Source organism: Comamonas sp. (assembly GCF_036666375.1).
Lineage (GTDB): Bacteria > Pseudomonadota > Gammaproteobacteria > Burkholderiales > Burkholderiaceae_C > Comamonas.
The window spans coordinates 20,182-37,939 of record NZ_JAVWWA010000043.1; the positions used below are offsets into that span (position 1 = coordinate 20,182).

At 66.9% G+C, this 17,758-nt stretch carries 17 protein-coding genes and 1 pseudogene; 8 read left to right on the top strand and 10 right to left on the bottom strand.

Translation table 11 applies throughout. The features are described 5' to 3' along the window. Positions 1–47 precede the first annotated feature (47 nt). On the bottom strand, positions 48–932 hold the full coding sequence (locus RR928_RS12370; RefSeq protein ID WP_332537523.1) for a LysR family transcriptional regulator: 885 nt from the start codon (positions 930–932) through the stop codon (positions 48–50). 111 nt (positions 933–1,043) lie between these two features. On the opposite strand from RR928_RS12370, the gene RR928_RS12375 reads away from it, so the two are divergent. Next, a complete protein-coding gene (locus RR928_RS12375; protein WP_332537522.1) occupies positions 1,044–2,039 on the top strand; it encodes a Bug family tripartite tricarboxylate transporter substrate binding protein in 996 nt (331 codons plus the stop codon). 29 nt (positions 2,040–2,068) lie between these two features. After that, a complete protein-coding gene (locus tag RR928_RS12380; protein WP_332537521.1) occupies positions 2,069–3,691 on the top strand; it encodes a gamma-glutamyltransferase family protein in 1,623 nt (540 codons plus the stop codon). Positions 3,692–3,719: 28 nt separating this feature from the next. On the opposite strand, the gene RR928_RS12385 is transcribed toward RR928_RS12380, so the two are convergent. From RR928_RS12385 to RR928_RS12420, 8 genes are all read right to left on the bottom strand, one after another. Further along, complete coding sequence (locus tag RR928_RS12385; RefSeq protein ID WP_332682704.1) at positions 3,720–4,823, bottom strand: hypothetical protein; 1,104 nt, start codon at positions 4,821–4,823, stop codon at positions 3,720–3,722. 2 nt (positions 4,824–4,825) lie between these two features. Beyond that, on the bottom strand, positions 4,826–5,569 hold the full coding sequence (locus tag RR928_RS12390; RefSeq protein WP_332682706.1) for a hypothetical protein: 744 nt from the start codon (positions 5,567–5,569) through the stop codon (positions 4,826–4,828). 172 nt (positions 5,570–5,741) lie between these two features. Further along, the gene (locus RR928_RS12395; protein WP_332537518.1) at positions 5,742–6,080 is read right to left on the bottom strand and encodes an H-NS histone family protein; all 339 of its coding nucleotides are present in this window, start codon (positions 6,078–6,080) and stop codon (positions 5,742–5,744) included. 203 nt (positions 6,081–6,283) lie between these two features. Continuing rightward, positions 6,284–6,715 carry a hypothetical protein gene (locus RR928_RS12400; RefSeq protein WP_332548281.1) on the bottom strand — a complete coding sequence of 144 codons (432 nt, stop codon included), beginning with the start codon at positions 6,713–6,715 and terminating at the stop codon, positions 6,284–6,286. Positions 6,716–6,723: 8 nt separating this feature from the next. Further along, positions 6,724–7,224, bottom strand: coding sequence for a hypothetical protein (locus RR928_RS12405; RefSeq protein WP_332682709.1), 501 nt, complete (start codon positions 7,222–7,224; stop codon positions 6,724–6,726). Between the two features lie 62 nt (positions 7,225–7,286). Continuing rightward, positions 7,287–8,162 (bottom strand): tetratricopeptide repeat protein, encoded by an 876-nt coding sequence (locus tag RR928_RS12410; RefSeq protein ID WP_332682711.1) that lies wholly within the window; start codon positions 8,160–8,162, stop codon positions 7,287–7,289. Positions 8,163–8,235: 73 nt separating this feature from the next. Then, positions 8,236–8,574 (bottom strand): hypothetical protein, encoded by a 339-nt coding sequence (locus RR928_RS12415; RefSeq protein ID WP_332537514.1) that lies wholly within the window; start codon positions 8,572–8,574, stop codon positions 8,236–8,238. Between the two features lie 152 nt (positions 8,575–8,726). After that, positions 8,727–10,814, bottom strand: coding sequence for an ATP-binding protein (locus RR928_RS12420; protein WP_332537513.1), 2,088 nt, complete (start codon positions 10,812–10,814; stop codon positions 8,727–8,729). Positions 10,815–11,066: 252 nt separating this feature from the next. On the opposite strand from RR928_RS12420, the gene RR928_RS12425 reads away from it, so the two are divergent. Then, positions 11,067–11,798 carry a response regulator transcription factor gene (locus RR928_RS12425; RefSeq protein ID WP_332537512.1) on the top strand — a complete coding sequence of 244 codons (732 nt, stop codon included), beginning with the start codon at positions 11,067–11,069 and terminating at the stop codon, positions 11,796–11,798. Positions 11,799–11,822: 24 nt separating this feature from the next. Here RR928_RS12425 and RR928_RS12430 read toward each other — a convergent pair whose 3' ends face one another. Then, positions 11,823–12,809, bottom strand: coding sequence for a LysR family transcriptional regulator (locus RR928_RS12430; RefSeq protein WP_332537511.1), 987 nt, complete (start codon positions 12,807–12,809; stop codon positions 11,823–11,825). 91 nt (positions 12,810–12,900) lie between these two features. On the opposite strand from RR928_RS12430, the gene RR928_RS12435 reads away from it, so the two are divergent. From RR928_RS12435 to RR928_RS12455, 5 genes and pseudogenes are all read left to right on the top strand, one after another. Then, complete coding sequence (locus RR928_RS12435; RefSeq protein WP_332537510.1) at positions 12,901–13,746, top strand: fumarylacetoacetate hydrolase family protein; 846 nt, start codon at positions 12,901–12,903, stop codon at positions 13,744–13,746. Positions 13,747–13,756: 10 nt separating this feature from the next. Next, the gene (locus RR928_RS12440; RefSeq protein WP_332537509.1) at positions 13,757–14,509 is read left to right on the top strand and encodes an SDR family NAD(P)-dependent oxidoreductase; all 753 of its coding nucleotides are present in this window, start codon (positions 13,757–13,759) and stop codon (positions 14,507–14,509) included. Between the two features lie 73 nt (positions 14,510–14,582). Beyond that, on the top strand, positions 14,583–15,908 hold the full coding sequence (locus tag RR928_RS12445) for an MFS transporter (protein ID WP_442881486.1): 1,326 nt from the start codon (positions 14,583–14,585) through the stop codon (positions 15,906–15,908). 146 nt (positions 15,909–16,054) lie between these two features. Next, a complete protein-coding gene (locus RR928_RS12450) occupies positions 16,055–16,546 on the top strand; it encodes a hypothetical protein (protein ID WP_332682715.1) in 492 nt (163 codons plus the stop codon). Positions 16,547–16,742: 196 nt separating this feature from the next. Continuing rightward, positions 16,743–17,758 (top strand): annotated as a pseudogene (locus tag RR928_RS12455) (S9 family peptidase); the annotation flags it as partial.

Consider the following 17,758-nt stretch of genomic DNA (forward strand, 5'->3'; position numbering starts at 1 on the left):
GGGGCGGATTGAGCAACTTGGTGTCGCGGCGTGAATGCGGGCGCAATTCACGCCGCCGCCGCGCGCGCCGCCATGAGCTGCTGCCCCACGGCGGTGACCACTTCGGCGCGCGCCGCCGTGCTCAATTGCACCAGCGCGATCTGGCGGCTTTCGGCGGCCTGGGGAATGGGCACCACGCGCAGCTGCGGGTTCTTGTCCCAGCCATGCCTGGCAATCAGCGGCAGCATGGCCACGCCCATGCCGTCGCTCACCAGTTCCACGATGGTCTCGATGGAGTTCAGCTCCATGAACTCCTGGGGCTTGGCGCGCAGCCGGCGCAGCGTGCGCTCCACCAGCTCGCCCGTGTGTTCGGTGTGGTCGAAGCGGATGAACGGGTAGCGCCGCACCATGGTGGCGGGCTCGGCCAGCCGCGAGGAGCGCGCGGTCAGCAGCACCATGGGCTCGGCGTACAGCGGCGTCCACACGAGGGAAGGGCGCTTGAGCGCCGGATCATTGACCACCACGGCCGCATCGAGTTCATGGTTCTCGACCTGGGCAATCAGCCGGCTGGACTTGCCCGAGACCACATGCAGGTCCACGGCCGGGTGATGGCGCTTGAGCTCCAGCGTGGCGCGCACCAGCTCGCTCAGCGCCGAGACGATGGAGCCGAATTGCACGGTGCCGGCCAGCGGCGCATCCGCCTGGGTGCCGTGCTTGGCCTGCTCGTACAGCGCCACCAGCTGCGTGGCAATCGGCACCAGGGCGCGCCCCTGCTCATTGAGCGCCACCTGCTTGCCCTGGCGCGTGAAGAGCTTGCGCTTGAGATCGGCCTCCAAGGTGCGCATCTGCAGGCCCACGGCCACCTGGGTCAGGCCCACCCGGTGCCCCGCCGCAGTGAACGAGCCTTCCGTGGTGACGGCGAGAAAAGTGCGCAGGATACGCAGGCTTGGCATAAATGGTTTTCTTTCAAGAGACGGAAGAAAGTCCAGCTTTCATAAAGCGCTTTCTATCATCAAAATCGGCGACTTCAGCCCTTGCACGCTGCCTTAATTCTGGAGTTTTCCATGCTTGAACACCTGTCCCGCCGGCTTTTCACCCGCTGCGCCACCTTGATCACCTTGGGCGCCACGGGCCTGGCGACGCCGGCCTTTGCCGCCGATGCCTGGCCTTCGCAGCCGCTCAAGATCCTCGTGGGCTTTGCGGCCGGCGGCGGCAACGACATCGTCGCGCGCATCCTGGCCAAGGAGCTGCAGCAAAGCCTGGGCCAGACCGTGGTGGTCGAGAACAAGGGCGGCGCGGGCGGCCTGCTGGCCAATGACATCGTGGCCAAGTCGCCCAAGAACGGCTATACCTTGCTGCTGGGCTCGATTGGCAGCAACACCATTGCGCCGGTGCTGTCCAAGAAGCTTTCCTACGATCCGCGCAAGGATCTGGAGCCTATCAGCCTGGTGGCCGAATCGGGCAACGCCTTGCTGGTCAACGCCAAGCTGCCCTACAAGACCGTCAAGGAAATGACCGATGCCGCGCGCAAGGAGCCGGGCACCATCAACTACGCCTCGTCGGGCAACGGCTCGACGCTGCATCTGGCCGGCGCGCTGTTCGCGCAGCAGGCGGGCGTCAACCTGGTGCACGTGCCCTACCGCGGCAACGGCCCGGCGATCGCCGATGTCTCCGCGGGCCAGGTCCAGGCGATCTTCTCGGGAATTCCACCGGCGATCAGCTCGGCCAAGACCGGCCAGACCCGCATTCTGGCCGTGACCACCAAGGAACGCGTGAAGTCCCTGCCCAACGTGCCCACGGTGGCCGAGGCCGGCCTGCCCGGCTACGCCTTCACTTCCTGGTACGGCCTGTTCACCACGGGCGGCACCGATCCGGTGATCGTCGAGAAGCTGGCCCAGGAAGTGCGCAAGATCATCGCCCGCCCCGATGTGCGCGCCCAGCTCGAAGCCCAGGGCCTGACGCCCGAGAGCAGCGACCCGAAGACGTTCAAGGAACAGATCGACCGCGAGCTCACGCGCTGGACGCGCGACATCAAGGCGCTGGGCATCTCCGCCGACTGAATTTTCCAGAGCCCGTGTCAGGAACTCCCATGAATGCTCCTTTTTCTCCCGGCAACCCGTACAGCTCCGTGCGCGTGCCGGTTTTCGCCCGCAACGGCGTGTCGACTTCCCATCCCCTGGGTGCGCAGGCCGGCTTGCGCATGCTGTGGGCCGGCGGCAATGCCGTCGATGCGGCCATTGCCGCGGCCGCCGTCATGACCATCGTCGAGCCGGTCAGCAACGGCCTGGGCTCGGACGCGTTCTGCATACTGTGGGACGGCACGCAGCTGCACGGGCTCAATGCCTCGGGCCGCGCCCCCCAGGGCTGGACACCCGAATACTTCGAGCAGCGCTATGGCCGCCAGGCCAAGCCCCCGCGCCGCGGCGTGGACTCGATCACCGTGCCCGGCGCGGTCGGCGCCTGGGTGGCGTTGCACGAGCGTTTCGGCAAGCTGCCGTTTGCCAGCCTGATGGAGCCCGCGGCCGAAATCGCCGAGCGCGGCTACCTGGTGCCGCCCGTGGTCCAGCAGAAATGGGCCGCGGGCGCGCCCGAGCTGCAGGCCCAGCCCGGCTTTGCCCAGAGCTTTCTGCCCCAGGGCCGCCCGCCTGCCGTGGGCGAGCTGTTTCGCTTTCCCGCGGCCGCGCGTGCGCTGCGCGCCATCGGTGCCACACAGGGCAAGGCCTTCTATGAGGGCGAGATCGCTGCCGCGGTCACGTCGTTTGTGCAGCAGCACGGCGGCTGCCTGAGCATGGCCGACATGGCCAGCCACCAGGTCGAATGGGTCACGCCCGTGGCCAAGGACTACCGCGGCTACACCTTGCACGAGATTCCGCCCGGCGGCCAGGGCATTGCCGCGCAGATCGCGCTGGGCATTCTGGCGAACTTCGACCTGGCCAGCCTGCCGCTCGATGGCGTGGCATCCCAGCATCTGCAGATCGAGGCCATGAAGCTGGCGTTTGCCGATGTCGACCGCTATGTGGCCGATGCCGGCATGGAAGTGACTCCCGCGCAATTGCTCGACGACGCCTACCTGGCGGCGCGCGCCAAGCTCATCGATCCGCAGCGCGCCCAGGATTTCAAGGCCGGCAATCCGGTGCAGGGCGGCACGATCTACCTGAGCGCGGTCGATGAAAGCGGCATGATGGTCAGCTTCATCCAGAGCAACTTCTCGGGCTTCGGCTCGGGAGTGGTGGAGCCGAGCTTCGGCATCAGCCTGCAAAACCGCGGCTGGGGCTTTGGCGCCGACCCCGAGCACCCCAACCGCGCGAACCTGGTGGGTCCGGGCAAGCGGCCGTTCCACACCATCATTCCGGCCTTCCTGACCAAGGACGGCCAGCCGGTGATGAGCTTTGGCGTCATGGGCGGCAACATGCAGCCCCAGGGCCATATGCAGACCCTGGTGCGCATGATCGACTACCGCCAGTCGCCCCAGGCGGCCTGCGACGCGCCGCGCTGGCGCTACAACGCGGGCCTGGCGCTCAATGTCGAGTCCGGCATGGACCCGGCCACGGTCGCGGGTCTGCAGGCTTTGGGCCACCAGCTGGAAGTCATCGACGACCCTTACCAGGACTTCGGCGCGGGCCAGTTCATCTGGCGCATGGGCGATGCCGCCGTTGAAGGCTATCAGTTCGCCAGCGATCCGCGCCGCGACGGCCTGGCCGCGGGGTTCTAGCCGCGCGGCGGCGGCCGTGACGCAGGAGCTAAAGCGTTCCGCTGACCGCGTCCGGCGCCGCGATGGTGCGCATCCATTTGACGGATTGCAGCTGCCAGCCCGGCTGCTGCTGCAGCAGCGCGATCACTCCGGGCAGGTGGGCCGCGCCATAGGTGACGTAGATTTTCTGCCGGGTATCTGCCATCAAGGCGCTGGCCAGGTGGCGGTTGCGCATGTCGAGCACCACCGCATCCAGCGGCTCGCTGACATGGTGCGAATTGGCGCGGCGCATCAATTCGGTCATGATGCCGCGGCACAGCGTGCCGGCCAGCGCCACCTGGCCCGGGCTGCCGGATTTTTGCCATTCAATGACGCGCGCCCACAGGTCGGCGCTGTCATCGGCGGAATCCTTGGCGGCCTGCCGCTGGCGGCGCTGCATGGCCGCGGCAAACGCGGCATCGCTGGCCATGAGGCCATCGTACTGCTGCTTCATCGCGCGCGTGTCGACATCGATCGTCACATGCCGCTGCGGCCTGGCCTTGGCGTCCGCGACCAGCGGTCCCATGTAGTCGATCTGATAGCCCAGGCCGCAGATCTTTCCCAGCTGCCGGTAGTTGTCCCCCAGGTCGTGGCCGCCGCCCAGTGTGCTGTCGAACCAGCTGTCGGACTGCGGATCGCTTCTGGCCACGCCTTCATAGGCCAGCACATAGCCGTCGGCCAGCGCCTGCTCGAGGTCATAGACCACCGACTTGTAGAAGCGCTCCATCGCCACATGCTGCATTCCCTGCAGCACCAGGGTGCGTGGGCCGTTGGTGAGCGTGACCGTGGGAACGATGGCCGGGCGTGCCTCGGTGGCAATGGCGAGGTAATAGACCGGCATGGCCAGCGCGCCGCACAGCAGACAGAAAATCGCGCCACAGCCGCGCAGCCAAGCATGGCGCCGGCGTTGCTGGCGATGCATCCAGGCCACGGGCAGGGCCAGAACGGCCGCGGCCAGCAGCAGCACGGGCAGAATCAGCCAGGATGCGCCGACCAGCACCGGCAAGCTGCCCACCAGCAGCAACAGCAAGCCGGCCCACAGCAGGGTCGAAAAACGGATCTTCCATACGGCGGCCGGCGCAGCGGGCGCCGCCTGTGCGCTGTCAGCGGTCATCTTCAGAAGCGCCGGCCGGCTCCCCAGTCGCCGTGATCGCAGCGCCCGCTGAAGCCTGGCGAGGACTTGATCTCGACGCTGCCGGTCTGCCGGTCTATCTCCACCTGCGGCCGGTTCAAGGCATTGATGCGGTAGCGCGCCGTGATGCGCTCCGGCCCCATCTGCACATCTTCCAGCGGCCACCAGCCGTCGTTGCCGCCGGAATTCAGCGGCGGAACCATCTTGCCCGTCAAATGCACCCGTCCGGTGTTGCCGCGAAAGTCGAACTGCACGCCGGTCTGGAACTGTTCCGTGCCCGATTCCATGCGCTGCATGGGTTCATAGCGCTTGCGGCGCTCATCCCACTCGTAGCCCGAATGGGACGAGTACGTCGCATGCTGGCCCTGGCCGTAGCAGACCAGCGTCAGGACCTCGGAGCTGTAGGGCTGGGGAGGCGCCTCGGCGCTGCGCCCGCCGGGTGAGCAATTTTGCGCCGGCACGCTCTGCAAGCTGGCATAGCGGCCGTCGGAGGTCGCCACCGCCACGCAGGCGCGCTGGACATCGCTCCACCAGAAAGTCCAGGACTGGTCGCGCACGCGCGTGGCGCGCACCATCTGATAGCCGCGCGCCTCCATCTGGGTTTCGCCGCCCGCGCCGCGCGCGCCCACCAGGTCGGCCAGATCCGCCGGCGCCTGGGCATGGGCCAGCGCGCTGCCCAAAACAGCCAGGCCTGCAAGGCTCCAAGTCTTCCATTGAGGTTTCGTCATCCAGCACTCCTTTGGGAAAATGTTGCCATAAACCGTTGGAGCTGCATGCCGATGTAACTTGCTGTTGCAAGTAGCCAAGGGTTGGCCTGGGCTGCGGCCGTTCTCAAATTCCCGCTTGTTCGGATAAATGGCGCGAGCTCGGTGCAGGCCAGCGCGCCGCCACGACTGCCGGCTAGTCCTTCGCCGCAGCGGCGGCCATCTGCGCCAAAAAGGGACCGTCCTGCGCCTGGGGACGTTCGATGAGGAAATCGTCGCGGTCCTTGCTGGCGATCCATGCGGGCGGCTTGCCCCGGCCGCTCCAGGTGGCGCCGGTCTTCTCGTCCAGATATTTGGCCGCGGCTTTCTTTTCCACCGGCTTCCAAGGGAAGACCTGCTGGACGGTGAAACCAAACTCGTTCACCAGTTGGAGGACTTCGGTCAGAGCTTGCTTGGATGCTTCCTTGCGCGCAGCGGCAATCGCGGCGTCAAGTCGTGCCTGCTCGGCCAATAGTTCCTTGAGGGGCTTGGTCATTTATTCGCTTCAATCGTGTAGTGCGCAACCGCGGCGCTTCGGACTGCATTATCAGGGTTTCTCTGGGGCGCAGAGCGAGCCGAAGACAGCTGGTTTGCACTTTTGCATCGGTCTGGCCCATGGCGCCGGCGTGCGGGCCGTTGCCGCCGTTGCGGTTTCCCCGGAATGGCCAGGATGGCAGGCGCCACCAGCAGTTCGTGGTTTCAGTCGCCGCGCAGGTGCAGATGGAAAGCCACTCCCTGGCCCAGCGCCAGGGTGTAGCGCCGCTGCTGGCTGCCAAGGCTCACGGTGATGTCGTAGACGCCTGCCGGCAGCGGCAGGTCGATGACGGCGGGCAGCTCATCGGCGCTGAAATAGCGGCGGCCGTCGAGGTCGGCGATGCGCAGGCTGCTGAGTGCGGGCGGCTGGCGGCGTGCAGCGGCCATGGCCCAGAGGCGCAGGCGACGCAGCACCAGGGACAGCCTTGCGCATTCATCACCGCAGGCTGGCGTCGCATGGATGAGCAGCCTGGCCATGCCCGTGCGGGTCTGCGCGGGCGCGGCCACCACCGCGGCGTGCGGGGCATTTTGCGCGCCTGCGCGCAAGGGCTTGGGGGCGGCGTGAAACATGCGATGCACCAGGGAAAGTTCAGGCATGAACGGCGCTAGCAATCTTGCGTGTCGGCAGGGGTGGGCTGGCGCGAGCGGGCGCGCCGCAGCAGCATGGCCACCAGCAAGGCGGCGGTGGCCGAGCCCGACAGAACAGGCATGGACACAAGCATCTGTGCCAGCCCATCGACGGTTTCCACGCTCACCTGCTGGGCGTGATCGACCAGCGCCGCGACATCCACCGCATGCACGTTCTGGAGGTCGTCCAGCCTGACATCGAGCTGCTGCCAGCCGCAGCGCAGCCGGATGTTGGCGAAGATGCCACCGGCGACTGCGGCCAGCGACAGCAGGCCCAGAGGCTGCAGCAACTGCTCGAGCAGGTGGCAACGCTCGACCGCGGGCGCCGCCTCGTATACCTGTGCGAGCAGCTCCGGGATGCGCAGGTCCGGCGACGTTGCGTTGGCATCGCCGCAGGGCGGTTTCGACCCGGACTGCACTGCGCCCTCGACGCGCGCCGCGCCCCGGATCCCTTCGCCAATGCTGTCATCTTCATTCATACTGACTCCTTCGCGCTGAAGACGCCAAGGCGCCGGGCCCTGGCCGCTGCGCCCGCCGGCGCTCACCAGCCGTCGGCGCTTGACGTATCCCTGTCGTTGCCGCCCCAGTCGTCACCGTTGCCCATGTCAATGGAGCGCTGCTCCAGCTCTTGCGCCGCGGCGTCGCGCGCAGACCGGTCGTCGACAGCGCCAGGTTCGGACGCGCGGTAGGTCGGCAGCGGTGCGGCGGCGCCACCGCTTTCGCGCTGTCCCTCGAACAGTTTTTCTGCCAGCATGCCCGCGGCCACACCGCCGGCCAGGGCCATGCCGGTGCCCCACAGGCCGTTGCCGGCCGCGGCAGTGGCGGGCGGCGCGGGCGCCGGCGCGTAGCCGCTGAAGCCGGCTGCACCCGCAGCGCCGCCCGTGGGCAGCGGGCCCGCCGCTGCAGGCATGGCCGGCGGCCATTGCGGGCGCGCCTGCTGCCTCGCGCCCAGGGCGCGCCAGGCCAGCATGGCCAGCAAGCCCGCTGCGCCGGCCCAGGCCCAGGTCGGCAGTCCGCCCCCATGGTTTGCAGGCGCGGCGCCGGCGAACTGAGCAGGCTTGTATGCAGCGGCGGCGGGGGCGGATGAAACAGTCCCTTGAGACTGCTGCCTGGCCAGCAACTGGGTGAAATTCCGGAATTTCTCGGGGTCGGTGAACGACAAGCCGGGATCGAGCTTGCGCGCCTGGGCCGCTTCTTCGGCGGCCTGGGCAAAGCGCTGGTTGTGCGCAAGAATCTCAGCATGCACATAGCGTGCCCTGGCGCTGTCGGGCTTGGCCGCGACGACCTCGCGCGTCATTTCTTCGGCGCGCGCGTAGTGGCCCTTGCCGATTTCGGACTGCACTTCGCCTATGGTCGGCAAGGCGAAAGCCGAGCATGTGAGCACTGCGAAGGACGCAGCCACCAAAAAGCGTTTCATGATGATTCCTCGAGAGCGCAACTGCCGCGGCGAATCGGTCGCATCGCCGCCTGGCACCATCGCTGGACTCAATTCAGTGCGTGCCCATGGCCAACTGGTCCAATGCCTTGTCGAGCGCGTGCTCGGCCAGCACATGCTGATCGTGGCGCGTGAGCCAGGATGCTTCGTCCAGTGTGGCGAAAACCGGCGACGAGCTCGCGATCGAAGAGGCATGCAGCTGACGGCGCGCCGCACGGATGCCGGCCACTGCCTGGTGGTTGTGGCCGCAGTAGATCTCGACACGCGCCTTGCGCAGCTCGGCGACCGCGTTGGCCGGAGCGGGTTCGGCGGCGGCAGCGGACACCGTGGGAACGTAGCCGTTTGCAGCGGCGAGAGCACCGACAAGGCGGGTGGTGGAAGTGCTGTTGAACATGATGGAACTCCTTGAAGTACGGTGTGTGGAGTTCACTGTGGACGCCGTCCGTCCCATGAGAATGACATGCGCGCCAGGCCAGATGACATTTGCAACATTGGCGCAAAGTCTGGTGCAACGGCGGTTGCAGCCAGGGGGGGGCGCGGGCGCGATCAGCGCAGCACTTCGGCCAGTGCGCGCGCCAGATCGGCGCGCTGCAGCGGCTTGGCCAGCAGCCGCGTCACGCCCGCGGCGCCGGCGCGCTGGGCGAGCAGCGCGCCACCATAGCCGCTGACCAGCAGCACCGGCACATGCGGTGCGCGCTGGCGCAGGGCCTGCGTCAGCTGGGTGCCGGTCAGGCCCGGCATCACCTCGTCGGTGATCACGGCCGCAAAGCGCTGCGGATCGTCGTTCAGCGCCTGCAAGGCAGCGCCGGGATCGCTGTAGCCCTCGGGCGCGTAGCCCAGACCCATGAGCAATTCGCTGGTCAAGGCCACGAGTTCGGGCTCGTCATCCACCACCAGCAGCCGCTGTCCGGCGCCGGCGTGCAGCTGCTGCGAAGCCGGCGTCGTGGCCGCCACGCTCTCGCTGGCTTGCGGCAGGTACAGCGTGAACTGCGCTCCATGCCCCGGTCTGCTCTGCACATCGATGGCACCGCCCAGCTCGGCGACCACGCCGAACACCACCGCCAGGCCCAGGCCAGTGCCCGATTGCGCCGCGCGGGTCGTGAAGAACGGCTCGAACAGGCGCTCCATGACATCGGGCGTGATGCCGCCGCCTTGGTCGGACACAATCAGGCGCAGGTAGCTGCCTGGCGGCAACGGGGTGTGCGACAGCACGCGCGGCTCAGCAACCTGCAGTCGCTCGAGCTGCACGCTGAGCATTCCCCCTTGCGGCATGGCCTGCATGGCATTCGTGCACAGGTTCATCACCGCTTCAAAGGCCTGCGTGGCGTCGCCGCGCAGGCAGGCGCCTGGCGCTTGCAGCACGCGTTCGAGCACGATGCCGCCGCGCAGCGACGCCGCCAGCACGCTCAGCACTTCCTCGACCACGGGTTGCAGCTCGAACACCGCCGAGGCCTTGGCACCCGCGTGGCTGAAAGTCAGGATGCGCTCGACCAGGGACTTGCCGCGCAAGGCGATCTGCAGCACCTTGTCGATGTGGCGCGCCTGGTCGCTGCCCGCGGGAGCTGCGTCCTGGGCCATCTCGCTGAAGCCGACGATGCCGGCCAGCAGGTTGTTGAAGTCATGCGCGACGCTGCCGGCCAAGGTGCCCAGCGACTCCAGCTTGGCGGCGCGGGAAATCTGCGCCTGCAGCGCGCGCTGCGCCTGGGCGCGGCGGCGCTCGGCCAACTGCACCAGATAGACGGCCGCGGCGATGATCAGCAGCAGCAGTGCCAGCGCGGCGGCGCACACGGTCGCGGCCTGGCGCCACGACGCCAAAACGGAGTCCAGATCGCGCGAGATCAGCACCTTGACGCCGTAGCGGGACACGGTGTGCAAGGCCACCAGGTTGTCGCTGCCGTCCTGGAACCGGCGCAGTTCCAGATCCGGACGCTGGGCCAGGTACCGCGCCACGGTGGCGGCGTCCAGCGTGGGTTCCAGCGCATTCACGCTCGTCAGCCGAACGCCATCGCCGCGCAGCACCCAGGCGCGCGTTGCCGTCGACGGTATGGCCGAGCTGAACGCTCCCAGCAGTGCGCTCGCCTGCATGCCCGCCACGATCCAGCCGCCGGGCGCGCTTGCCGTGGCGGGAAACCGCACGGCCATCGCAATCAGCGGGCCTTTGTCGCCAGCGCCGTCAAATGGCTGGCTCAACGCGGTCGCGCCTTCGGCCAGCGCGTCGGGCGCGGGAAGGAACACTGATAAATCGGGGGCCGGCGTGGGATCCGACGCAGCGATGGTGTGTCCGGCGTCGTCGAGCAGCCACAGGGTGTCCACCAGCGGCATCAGGCCGACCCGAATGCGCAATGCCTGCCTCGCATCGCGGCTGCGCGCTGCCATGGCCAGCGACAGCCGGCCCTCCTGCAGCTCGGCGCGCAAGGCGTGCAGACCCTCATCGGCGCCGCTCAGGCCGCGCTCTATGCCGTCGGTGAGCGTCAGGGACAGCAGGCTCAGCTCGCGCGACTGGCTTTGCACCGCGTCGCGCCGCAGGTGCCACAGACCGATGGAGGTGACGGTCGCCAGCGCCAGCCACAGGCCCAGCGCAACCCACCAGGGGCGTAGAAGATGGCGTGAACTGGCCTCGGATTCGGGTTCCATGCGCTGTGGGCGGGTCAGGCCGTGCAAGAAGGGGTCAAGGGATTGACTATGAGAGGGGCCTGGCAAAACGCCAGCGAACTGCGACCATGGCCACCAGGCAGGCATCATGACACGCAATCATCGCCCCGTTGATGCGGCGGGCGTGCGGGCGTGGCGGCCTGAACCGCCCTGGGCTTGCGCTACCATGCGCTAAGCCCTGCTGGCTGTACCGCCAACGCTGCGTGCCCCTGCCTTTTGACAGCGCCGAGATCCATGAACACCCGTATTGACCCGCATATTCTCGTCATCGACGACGACCCCGACATCCGCCAACTGGTGGTCGAATACCTTGGCAAGAACGATATGCGGGTCAGCGCAGGGAGTTCGGGCAAGGAAATGTTCGAGGTCTTCGACCGCGAGGCGATCGATCTGGTGCTGCTGGACCTGAAGCTGCCGGGCGAGGACGGCATGCAGCTCGCGCGCCAGCTGCGCGAGCGCGCGACGGTGCCGATCGTGCTGCTCACCGGGCGCAACGAGGAGGCCGACCGCGTGATGGGCCTGGAGCTGGGCGCTGATGACTATGTCACCAAGCCCTTCAGTCCGCGCGAGCTGCTGGCGCGACTGCGCGCCGTGCTGCGCCGCTACCAGGTGCAGGCCACGCTGCCCGAGCGCGACAACACGCGGCGCGCGTTCCGTTTCTCGGGCTGGGAGCTGAATCTGCGCACCCGGCGCCTGCTCGCGCCCGATGGCCACTCGGTGGAACTGTCCAACGGCGAATTCAGCCTGTTGAATGCGCTGTGCCGCGCGCCCCAGCGGGTTCTCACCCGTGACCAGCTGCTGTCGATGTCGCGGCTGCACGAGGCCGAGGTCTATGACCGCACCGTGGACGTGCAGATCCGCCGGCTGCGCCTGAAAATGGAGCCCGACCAGTCCAGGCCGGCGCTGATCGTCACCGAACGCGGCGCGGGCTACCGCCTGGCCAGCGAGGTCGAGACGCTTTTCTGAAGCGGGGCGCTCGAGCGCCGCGGCTCAATTGCCGCGCCGCACCGCGGACCGCGCCTGGCGGCGTATGCAGTCCTTGAACGCCGCCAGCACATCGGACTGCGTGGCGCCGGCGCGCGTGACGATGCCATAGGGTTCGGCATTGGCCTGCACCTTCAAGTCGAGGCGCGCGACCGTGCCGCGGGCTTCGAAGAACTCCAGGGTTTCGAGCGACATCAGGGCCACCATTTCGGGGCTCTTGTTGAGCAGCAAGGCGGTGGCAAAGGTCGAGGCGGTCTCCACCGGCCGCAGGCCCAGCACCACGCCGTTGCTCGCGGCTTCGCGCTCGAGCAGCGTGCGCAAGGGCATGTCGCCGGGAAACAGTATCCACGGGTACTGCACCACCTGCTTCCAGCTGACACAGCGCGTCCCGCTCAAGGCATGCATGGGCGAGACCGCCACCGCGACTTCCTCGGCATGCAGCCATTCGAAATGGAAGATATCCGTGCGCTTGGCCACGGAAGTGCGGCACAGCGCCAGATCCAGCACGCCGCTTTGCAGGCCTTCGAGCAGGTCGGCGCTGGTGCCCTCCTGCAGTTCGACCGTGACATCGGGGTGCAGCCGGTTGAAGGCAATCAAGGCATTGGCCAGCACCGCCGCCAGCGCGCCGGCAATCGTGCCCACGGCAATGCGCAGCCCCGAAGTCCTGGAGATGTTGAGCATTTCCTGGTGCATGTGCGACAGGCTGGACAGCATCAGGCGCGCATAGCGTAGCGTGCAGCAGCCCATGTCGGTCGCCACCAGCCCTTGCGGCGTGCGCGCGAACAGCGTCGCGCCTATGGCGTCCTCGATTTCCTTCAAGGCCTTGCTGACCCCGGGCTGCGACATGTGCAGCAGCGCCGCGGCCTGGTGCACCGAGCCCATGTCTTCGATGGCGATCAGCAGCTTGAGCTGCTTGAACTTCAGCCGGCCGCCCATTGCATGCAGGCTGGCCAGCTGGGGATTTTCGTGTTCGGGTTTGTCTGGAGATTCCATTGTGTTCTCTGGGCAGCCATCTGCGCATGGGTCAGCGCCTATGCGGCTTCTAAACTTCGCTCCATCCCAATGAAGCAGATGGAGACGTTATATGAAGTTGTTGCGCTACGGACCCCTGGGCTCGGAAAAACCGGGCATCCTTGACCACGAAGGTCGCCTGCGGGACATCTCCGGCCTGACCGCGGACATCGATGGCCAATTCCTGGCCGGCCCCGCCTTGCAGGAACTGCGCGCCATGGACCTGTCCCGGCTGCCGCTGGTCGAGGGCCAGCCGCGCCTGGGCGCCTGCGTAGCCCAGATCGGCAAGTTCATCTGCATAGGCCTGAACTACGCCGACCATGCCGCCGAATCGAACATGCCGATTCCCCAGGAGCCGGTGGTGTTCAACAAGTGGACTTCGGCCGTGGTCGGGCCCAACGACGACGTGCGCATTCCGCGCGGCTCGGTCAAGACCGACTGGGAAGTCGAGCTTGGCGTGGTCATAGGCAAAACCGCTTCCTACATCGAGGAACATGAGGCCATGGACCATGTCGCGGGCTATTGCGTGGTCAACGATGTGTCCGAGCGCGCCTACCAGATCGAGCGCGGCGGCACCTGGGACAAGGGCAAGGGCTGCGACACCTTCGGCCCCACCGGCCCCTGGCTGGTGACCAGGGACGAGATTCCCGACCCCCACCAGCTCAAGCTCTGGCTGGAAGTCGACGGCCACCGCTACCAGAACGGCAGCACCGCGACCATGATCTTCAAGGTGCCGGAAATCGTCGCCTATCTGAGCCGCTTCATGACGCTCTATCCGGGAGACGTGATCTCCACCGGCACGCCCCCGGGCGTGGGCATGGGCGTCAAGCCCGAGCCGGTGTACCTGCGCGCCGGCCAGACCATGCGCCTGGGCATAGACGGCCTGGGCGAGCAGTGCCAGCGCGTGGTCGCGGCCTGAGGAGCGCCACATGAACCAATACGATTTCAGCGGAAAAGTGGCCGTGGTCACGGGCGGCGCCCAGGGCATTGGCATGTGCGTCGTGCAGCGACTGCTCGCCGGCGGCGCCGCCGTCGCCATCTGGGACCGCGACCCCGAGGCCCTGGGCGCGGCGCGCCAGGCGCTGCAGGGCCAGGGCAGGGTGCACACCGTGGTCACGGACATCACCGACATGGCCAGCGTGGAACACGCCTCGGCCGACACCACGGCGGCGCTGGGGCCGGTGTCCATCCTGGTGAACAGCGCCGGCATTGCGGGCGCGAACGCGCCCACGGTGGACTACCCCGAGGCGGAGTGGGAGCAGGTGCTCAAGGTGAACCTGAACGGCACCTTCAACGTCAACAAGGTGCTGCTCAAGGGCATGGTGAGCCAGGGTTACGGCCGGGTGGTGAACGTCGCCTCCATTGCGGGCAAGGAAGGCAATCCCAACGCCTGCGCCTACAGCGCCTCCAAGGCCGGCGTCATTGCGCTCACCAAGAGCATAGGCAAGGAAACCGCGGGCCAGAACATCTCGGTCAACGCCATCACCCCCGCGGCCGCCCGCACCAAGATCTTCGACCAGATGTCGCAGCAGCACATCGACTACATGCTGGCCAAGATTCCGCGCGGACGCTTCGTGCTGGTCGATGAAATCGCTTCGCTGGTGGGCTGGCTGGTGAGTGCCGAGAACTCCTTCACCACCGGCGCGGTCTTCGACCTGTCCGGCGGCCGCGCCACCTACTGAACGCCCGATCCGCGACACAGCAATCCGCACGCCGCAGCATAGCGGCGCGACATACCAATAAAGGAGACAAGCTATGAGCACTGCGCTGCACATGGAAAGTGGAGTGAGCACCGGGGAAGATTCACGCGAGAAGGCGATCTACAGCAAGGTCTTCTGGCGCTTCATTCCGCTGCTGGTGATTTGCTGGGTGATGGCCTATCTGGACCGCGTGAACATCAGTTTCGCCAAGCTGCAGATGCAAAGCGAGCTGGGCTTCTCGGATGCGGTCTACGGCCTGGGGGCGAGCATCTTCTTCGTCGGCTACTTCCTGTTCGAGGTGCCAAGCAACATGATCCTGCACCGCGTGGGGGCGCGGATCTGGATCATGCGCATCATGGTGACCTGGGGCATCGCCTCGGCCTGCACCATGTTCGTCACCAGCGAGATGGGTTTTTATTTCATCCGCTTCCTGGTGGGGGCGCTGGAGGCCGGCTTCGTGCCGGGCGCGCTGTACTATTTCACCAAGTGGTTTCCGTCCAAGCGCCGCGGCCGCATCAACACCATCTTCATGTCCGGCATCGCCTTTTGCGGCGTCATCGGCGGGCCGATCTCGGGCGGCATCATGAAGTTCACCGACGGCGCCATGGGCCTGCACGGCTGGCAATGGCTGTTCCTGCTTGAAGGCCTGCCGTCCATCGTGCTGGGCATCATTGTCTGGTTCCACCTGGACGATGAAATCAAGGATGCCAAGTGGCTCAATGCCGGCGACAAGAAGTTCTGGAGCGACATGGTCAACCGCGACGCCAAGGAGGCCAGCGCCCACCATTTCGGCGCCGCCCTGCGCGAGCCCGCCACCTATACCCTGTCGCTGATCTACATGTGCCTGGCCGGCGGCATCTACGGCCTGGTGTTCTGGATGCCCCAGCTGATCAAGACCGCAGGTACGCAGGACACCTTCACCATCGGCCTGATCTCGTCGATTCCCTACCTGGTGGCCGGCGTGGTGATGATTCTGCTGGGCAGGAGCTCAGACCGCACGGGCGAGCGCCGCTGGCACCTGGCGCTCACCGCCTTGCTCGGCGGCGCGGGTTACTTCATCTGCGGCATGTACAGCGAGCACACGACGGCGCTGCTGGTGGGCCTGACCATTGCCGCCACGGGAGTGATCTCGGCCATAGGCCTGTTCTGGGTGTTCCCGCAGCGCTTTCTGACGGGCATGGCCGCGGCCGCGGGCATCGCGCTGATCAACTCCATAGGCCAGCTCGGCGGACTGATCAGCCCCTACATGGTGGGCAAGGTCAAGGATGTGACCGGCAGCGCCTCGATGGGACTGTATGCGCTGGCCGCGGCCCTGGTGGTCAGCGCCGTCATCATTGCCTGGTGCCTGCCGCGGCGCTATTACGTGCGCACCGCGGTCTGATTGGGAAATTTCCCGTGCAAGCGGCCATTTCCGGCCGCTTGCGCGCCGGGCGGCATGCGCCTGCCGGGCCGCGGATAAACCCAGAGGCACAGAACTGTATAAAAAGACATAGACTTTGGATTTGACCGCTACCCTCAATTCCAGACATGTCCGCAGAAACCGAGAATGAAGACCTCTCCATCTTCGAAGACCGCCTTTGGCACCACAAGGGCTGGGAAGCCCGCGTCATCAAGAATGAAGACGATGATGGCTGGGCGGTATCGATGACCCAGGACGGCCAGACGGAGCCCGCGCTGGTCGGCCCCTGGACCATGGGACGCGACAAGAAGAGTCCCAAGCCACTCGACGTCGCGGCCTTCAACACGCTGGTGAAGACCGCCAGCGAGATCATCCGCCGGCATGAGCAGCATCAGGAAGCGATGTTGCACAAGGAGATCGAGATCGACGTTCGCGGCCAGCGCGTGACCGTGGCGCTCGATATCGAGCCCGATGAGGACAACCCCTCGGCGACGCTCACGGCCACCGCGGCCGACGGCAGCCAGCTGGCCCGGGTGCGCGTGCGGCCTGACCATGGCCTCACCCGCGCGTCCGCGCAGCGCTGGGCGGACGCAGGCTATCCACGCGCGCGCGAGGACTGAAAGCGCCCAGCGCGACAACGAGATGGCTTTGGCTGCGCGCACAGCGGCGCCTTGTCCGACCTCGTACGCCTTGGGCACAGCGTAATTTCCAGGCTCGGGCTGGGTTCGGTGCCAAGCACTGCCAGCCCGGTTGCCGCGAAGTGCAACGCATCTTTTCAGAAAGCCGCCCATGCCCCAGCCGTTTGAAGCCACTGACGTGCTCCAACACCAAACCATCTCCGACCTGAGCTTTTCCTGGGACCAAAGCCTTGCGGCCTGCAGCGTCCGCGCCGTGAACCGGGCCAGCGGCCAATCCACCAGCACCCTCTGGATCTATCCGGCCAATGGCAGCGCTCCGTGGCAGATGACCAGCGGCACCGCGTTCGATCACCAGCCGCGCTGGTCGCCCGATGGCCAGCTGCTGGCTTTTCTGTCCGACCGGGCCGGACCGACCCAACTGTTCCTGATCGCGCGCAATGGCGGGGAGGCGCGCCAGCTCGGCAGCCTCGACGGCAGCGTCAGCGATTTCGAGTGGAACCCCGATGGCCGCGGGCTGTTGGTGCTGGTGTCGCTGCGCGTAGACCCCAGTCTGCGCGGCGCGCGCGCCGCGCCCCAGGCCGGCAGCCCGCCCGGAAACGGCCCGCAGGTGATCTGGAAGCTGCCGTACAAAGCCGACGGCCTGGGCTACAAGCTCGACAGTGAAACCCATCTGTTCTCGGTCGATGTCGACAGCGGTCGGGCCACGCAGCTCACCGATGGCGCATTCAATGTGAACAGCGCCCGGCTTTCGCCCGATGGCCGGCGCATTGTCTATGCGCGTACGCGGGAAGTCGATGCCTCGCACCGCAGCGACGTCTGGCTCATGGACGTGGATGGCAGCAACGCCCGACAGTTGACGTCGCAACAGGCGCAGGTGTTGTTTCCCGTCTGGTCCCCCGATGGCCGTTGGCTGGTGTTTTCGGGCACGCTGGAAGAGGGCGATGCGCTGGTGCGGCTGTGGTGCATTGCGCTGGATTCGGGCGCGGTGCAGCCGCTGGGCGATGATTCCATTGAAATTGCCGGGGAAGCCACCAGCGTGCAGTTCGCGGGCAAGGACAGCGGCCGGGTGCGCGCGCTGCTTGCGCGCCGCGGCGTGCATGCGCTGGCCGAGATCAGCGTGCCCGAAGGCGAGATCCGCTGGCTGGTGCAGGGCGAGCGCCAGCTGTCGCAGCTGGGCGTCTCCAGCGAGCACCT

Excerpts from the sequence above, each read along its gene's own strand:
- RR928_RS12415 (WP_332537514.1), bottom strand. The coding sequence starts at position 8,574 with ATGTTCAACAGCACTTCCACCACCCGCCTTGTCGGTGCTCTCGCCGCT.
- RR928_RS12435 (WP_332537510.1), top strand. The coding sequence starts at position 12,901 with ATGAAGTTGTTGCGCTACGGACCCCTGGGCTCGGAAAAACCGGGCATC.
- RR928_RS12375 (WP_332537522.1), top strand. The coding sequence starts at position 1,044 with ATGCTTGAACACCTGTCCCGCCGGCTTTTCACCCGCTGCGCCACCTTG.
- RR928_RS12445 (WP_442881486.1), top strand. The coding sequence starts at position 14,583 with ATGAGCACTGCGCTGCACATGGAAAGTGGAGTGAGCACCGGGGAAGAT.
- RR928_RS12395 (WP_332537518.1), bottom strand. The coding sequence starts at position 6,080 with ATGACCAAGCCCCTCAAGGAACTATTGGCCGAGCAGGCACGACTTGAC.
- RR928_RS12385 (WP_332682704.1), bottom strand. The coding sequence starts at position 4,823 with ATGACCGCTGACAGCGCACAGGCGGCGCCCGCTGCGCCGGCCGCCGTA.
- RR928_RS12405 (WP_332682709.1), bottom strand. The coding sequence starts at position 7,224 with ATGAATGAAGATGACAGCATTGGCGAAGGGATCCGGGGCGCGGCGCGC.
- RR928_RS12450 (WP_332682715.1), top strand. The coding sequence starts at position 16,055 with ATGTCCGCAGAAACCGAGAATGAAGACCTCTCCATCTTCGAAGACCGC.
- RR928_RS12380 (WP_332537521.1), top strand. The coding sequence starts at position 2,069 with ATGAATGCTCCTTTTTCTCCCGGCAACCCGTACAGCTCCGTGCGCGTG.
- RR928_RS12440 (WP_332537509.1), top strand. The coding sequence starts at position 13,757 with ATGAACCAATACGATTTCAGCGGAAAAGTGGCCGTGGTCACGGGCGGC.
- RR928_RS12410 (WP_332682711.1), bottom strand. The coding sequence starts at position 8,162 with ATGAAACGCTTTTTGGTGGCTGCGTCCTTCGCAGTGCTCACATGCTCG.
- RR928_RS12370 (WP_332537523.1), bottom strand. The coding sequence starts at position 932 with ATGCCAAGCCTGCGTATCCTGCGCACTTTTCTCGCCGTCACCACGGAA.
- RR928_RS12430 (WP_332537511.1), bottom strand. The coding sequence starts at position 12,809 with ATGGAATCTCCAGACAAACCCGAACACGAAAATCCCCAGCTGGCCAGC.
- RR928_RS12420 (WP_332537513.1), bottom strand. The coding sequence starts at position 10,814 with ATGGAACCCGAATCCGAGGCCAGTTCACGCCATCTTCTACGCCCCTGG.
- RR928_RS12425 (WP_332537512.1), top strand. The coding sequence starts at position 11,067 with ATGAACACCCGTATTGACCCGCATATTCTCGTCATCGACGACGACCCC.
- RR928_RS12390 (WP_332682706.1), bottom strand. The coding sequence starts at position 5,569 with ATGACGAAACCTCAATGGAAGACTTGGAGCCTTGCAGGCCTGGCTGTT.
- RR928_RS12400 (WP_332548281.1), bottom strand. The coding sequence starts at position 6,715 with ATGCCTGAACTTTCCCTGGTGCATCGCATGTTTCACGCCGCCCCCAAG.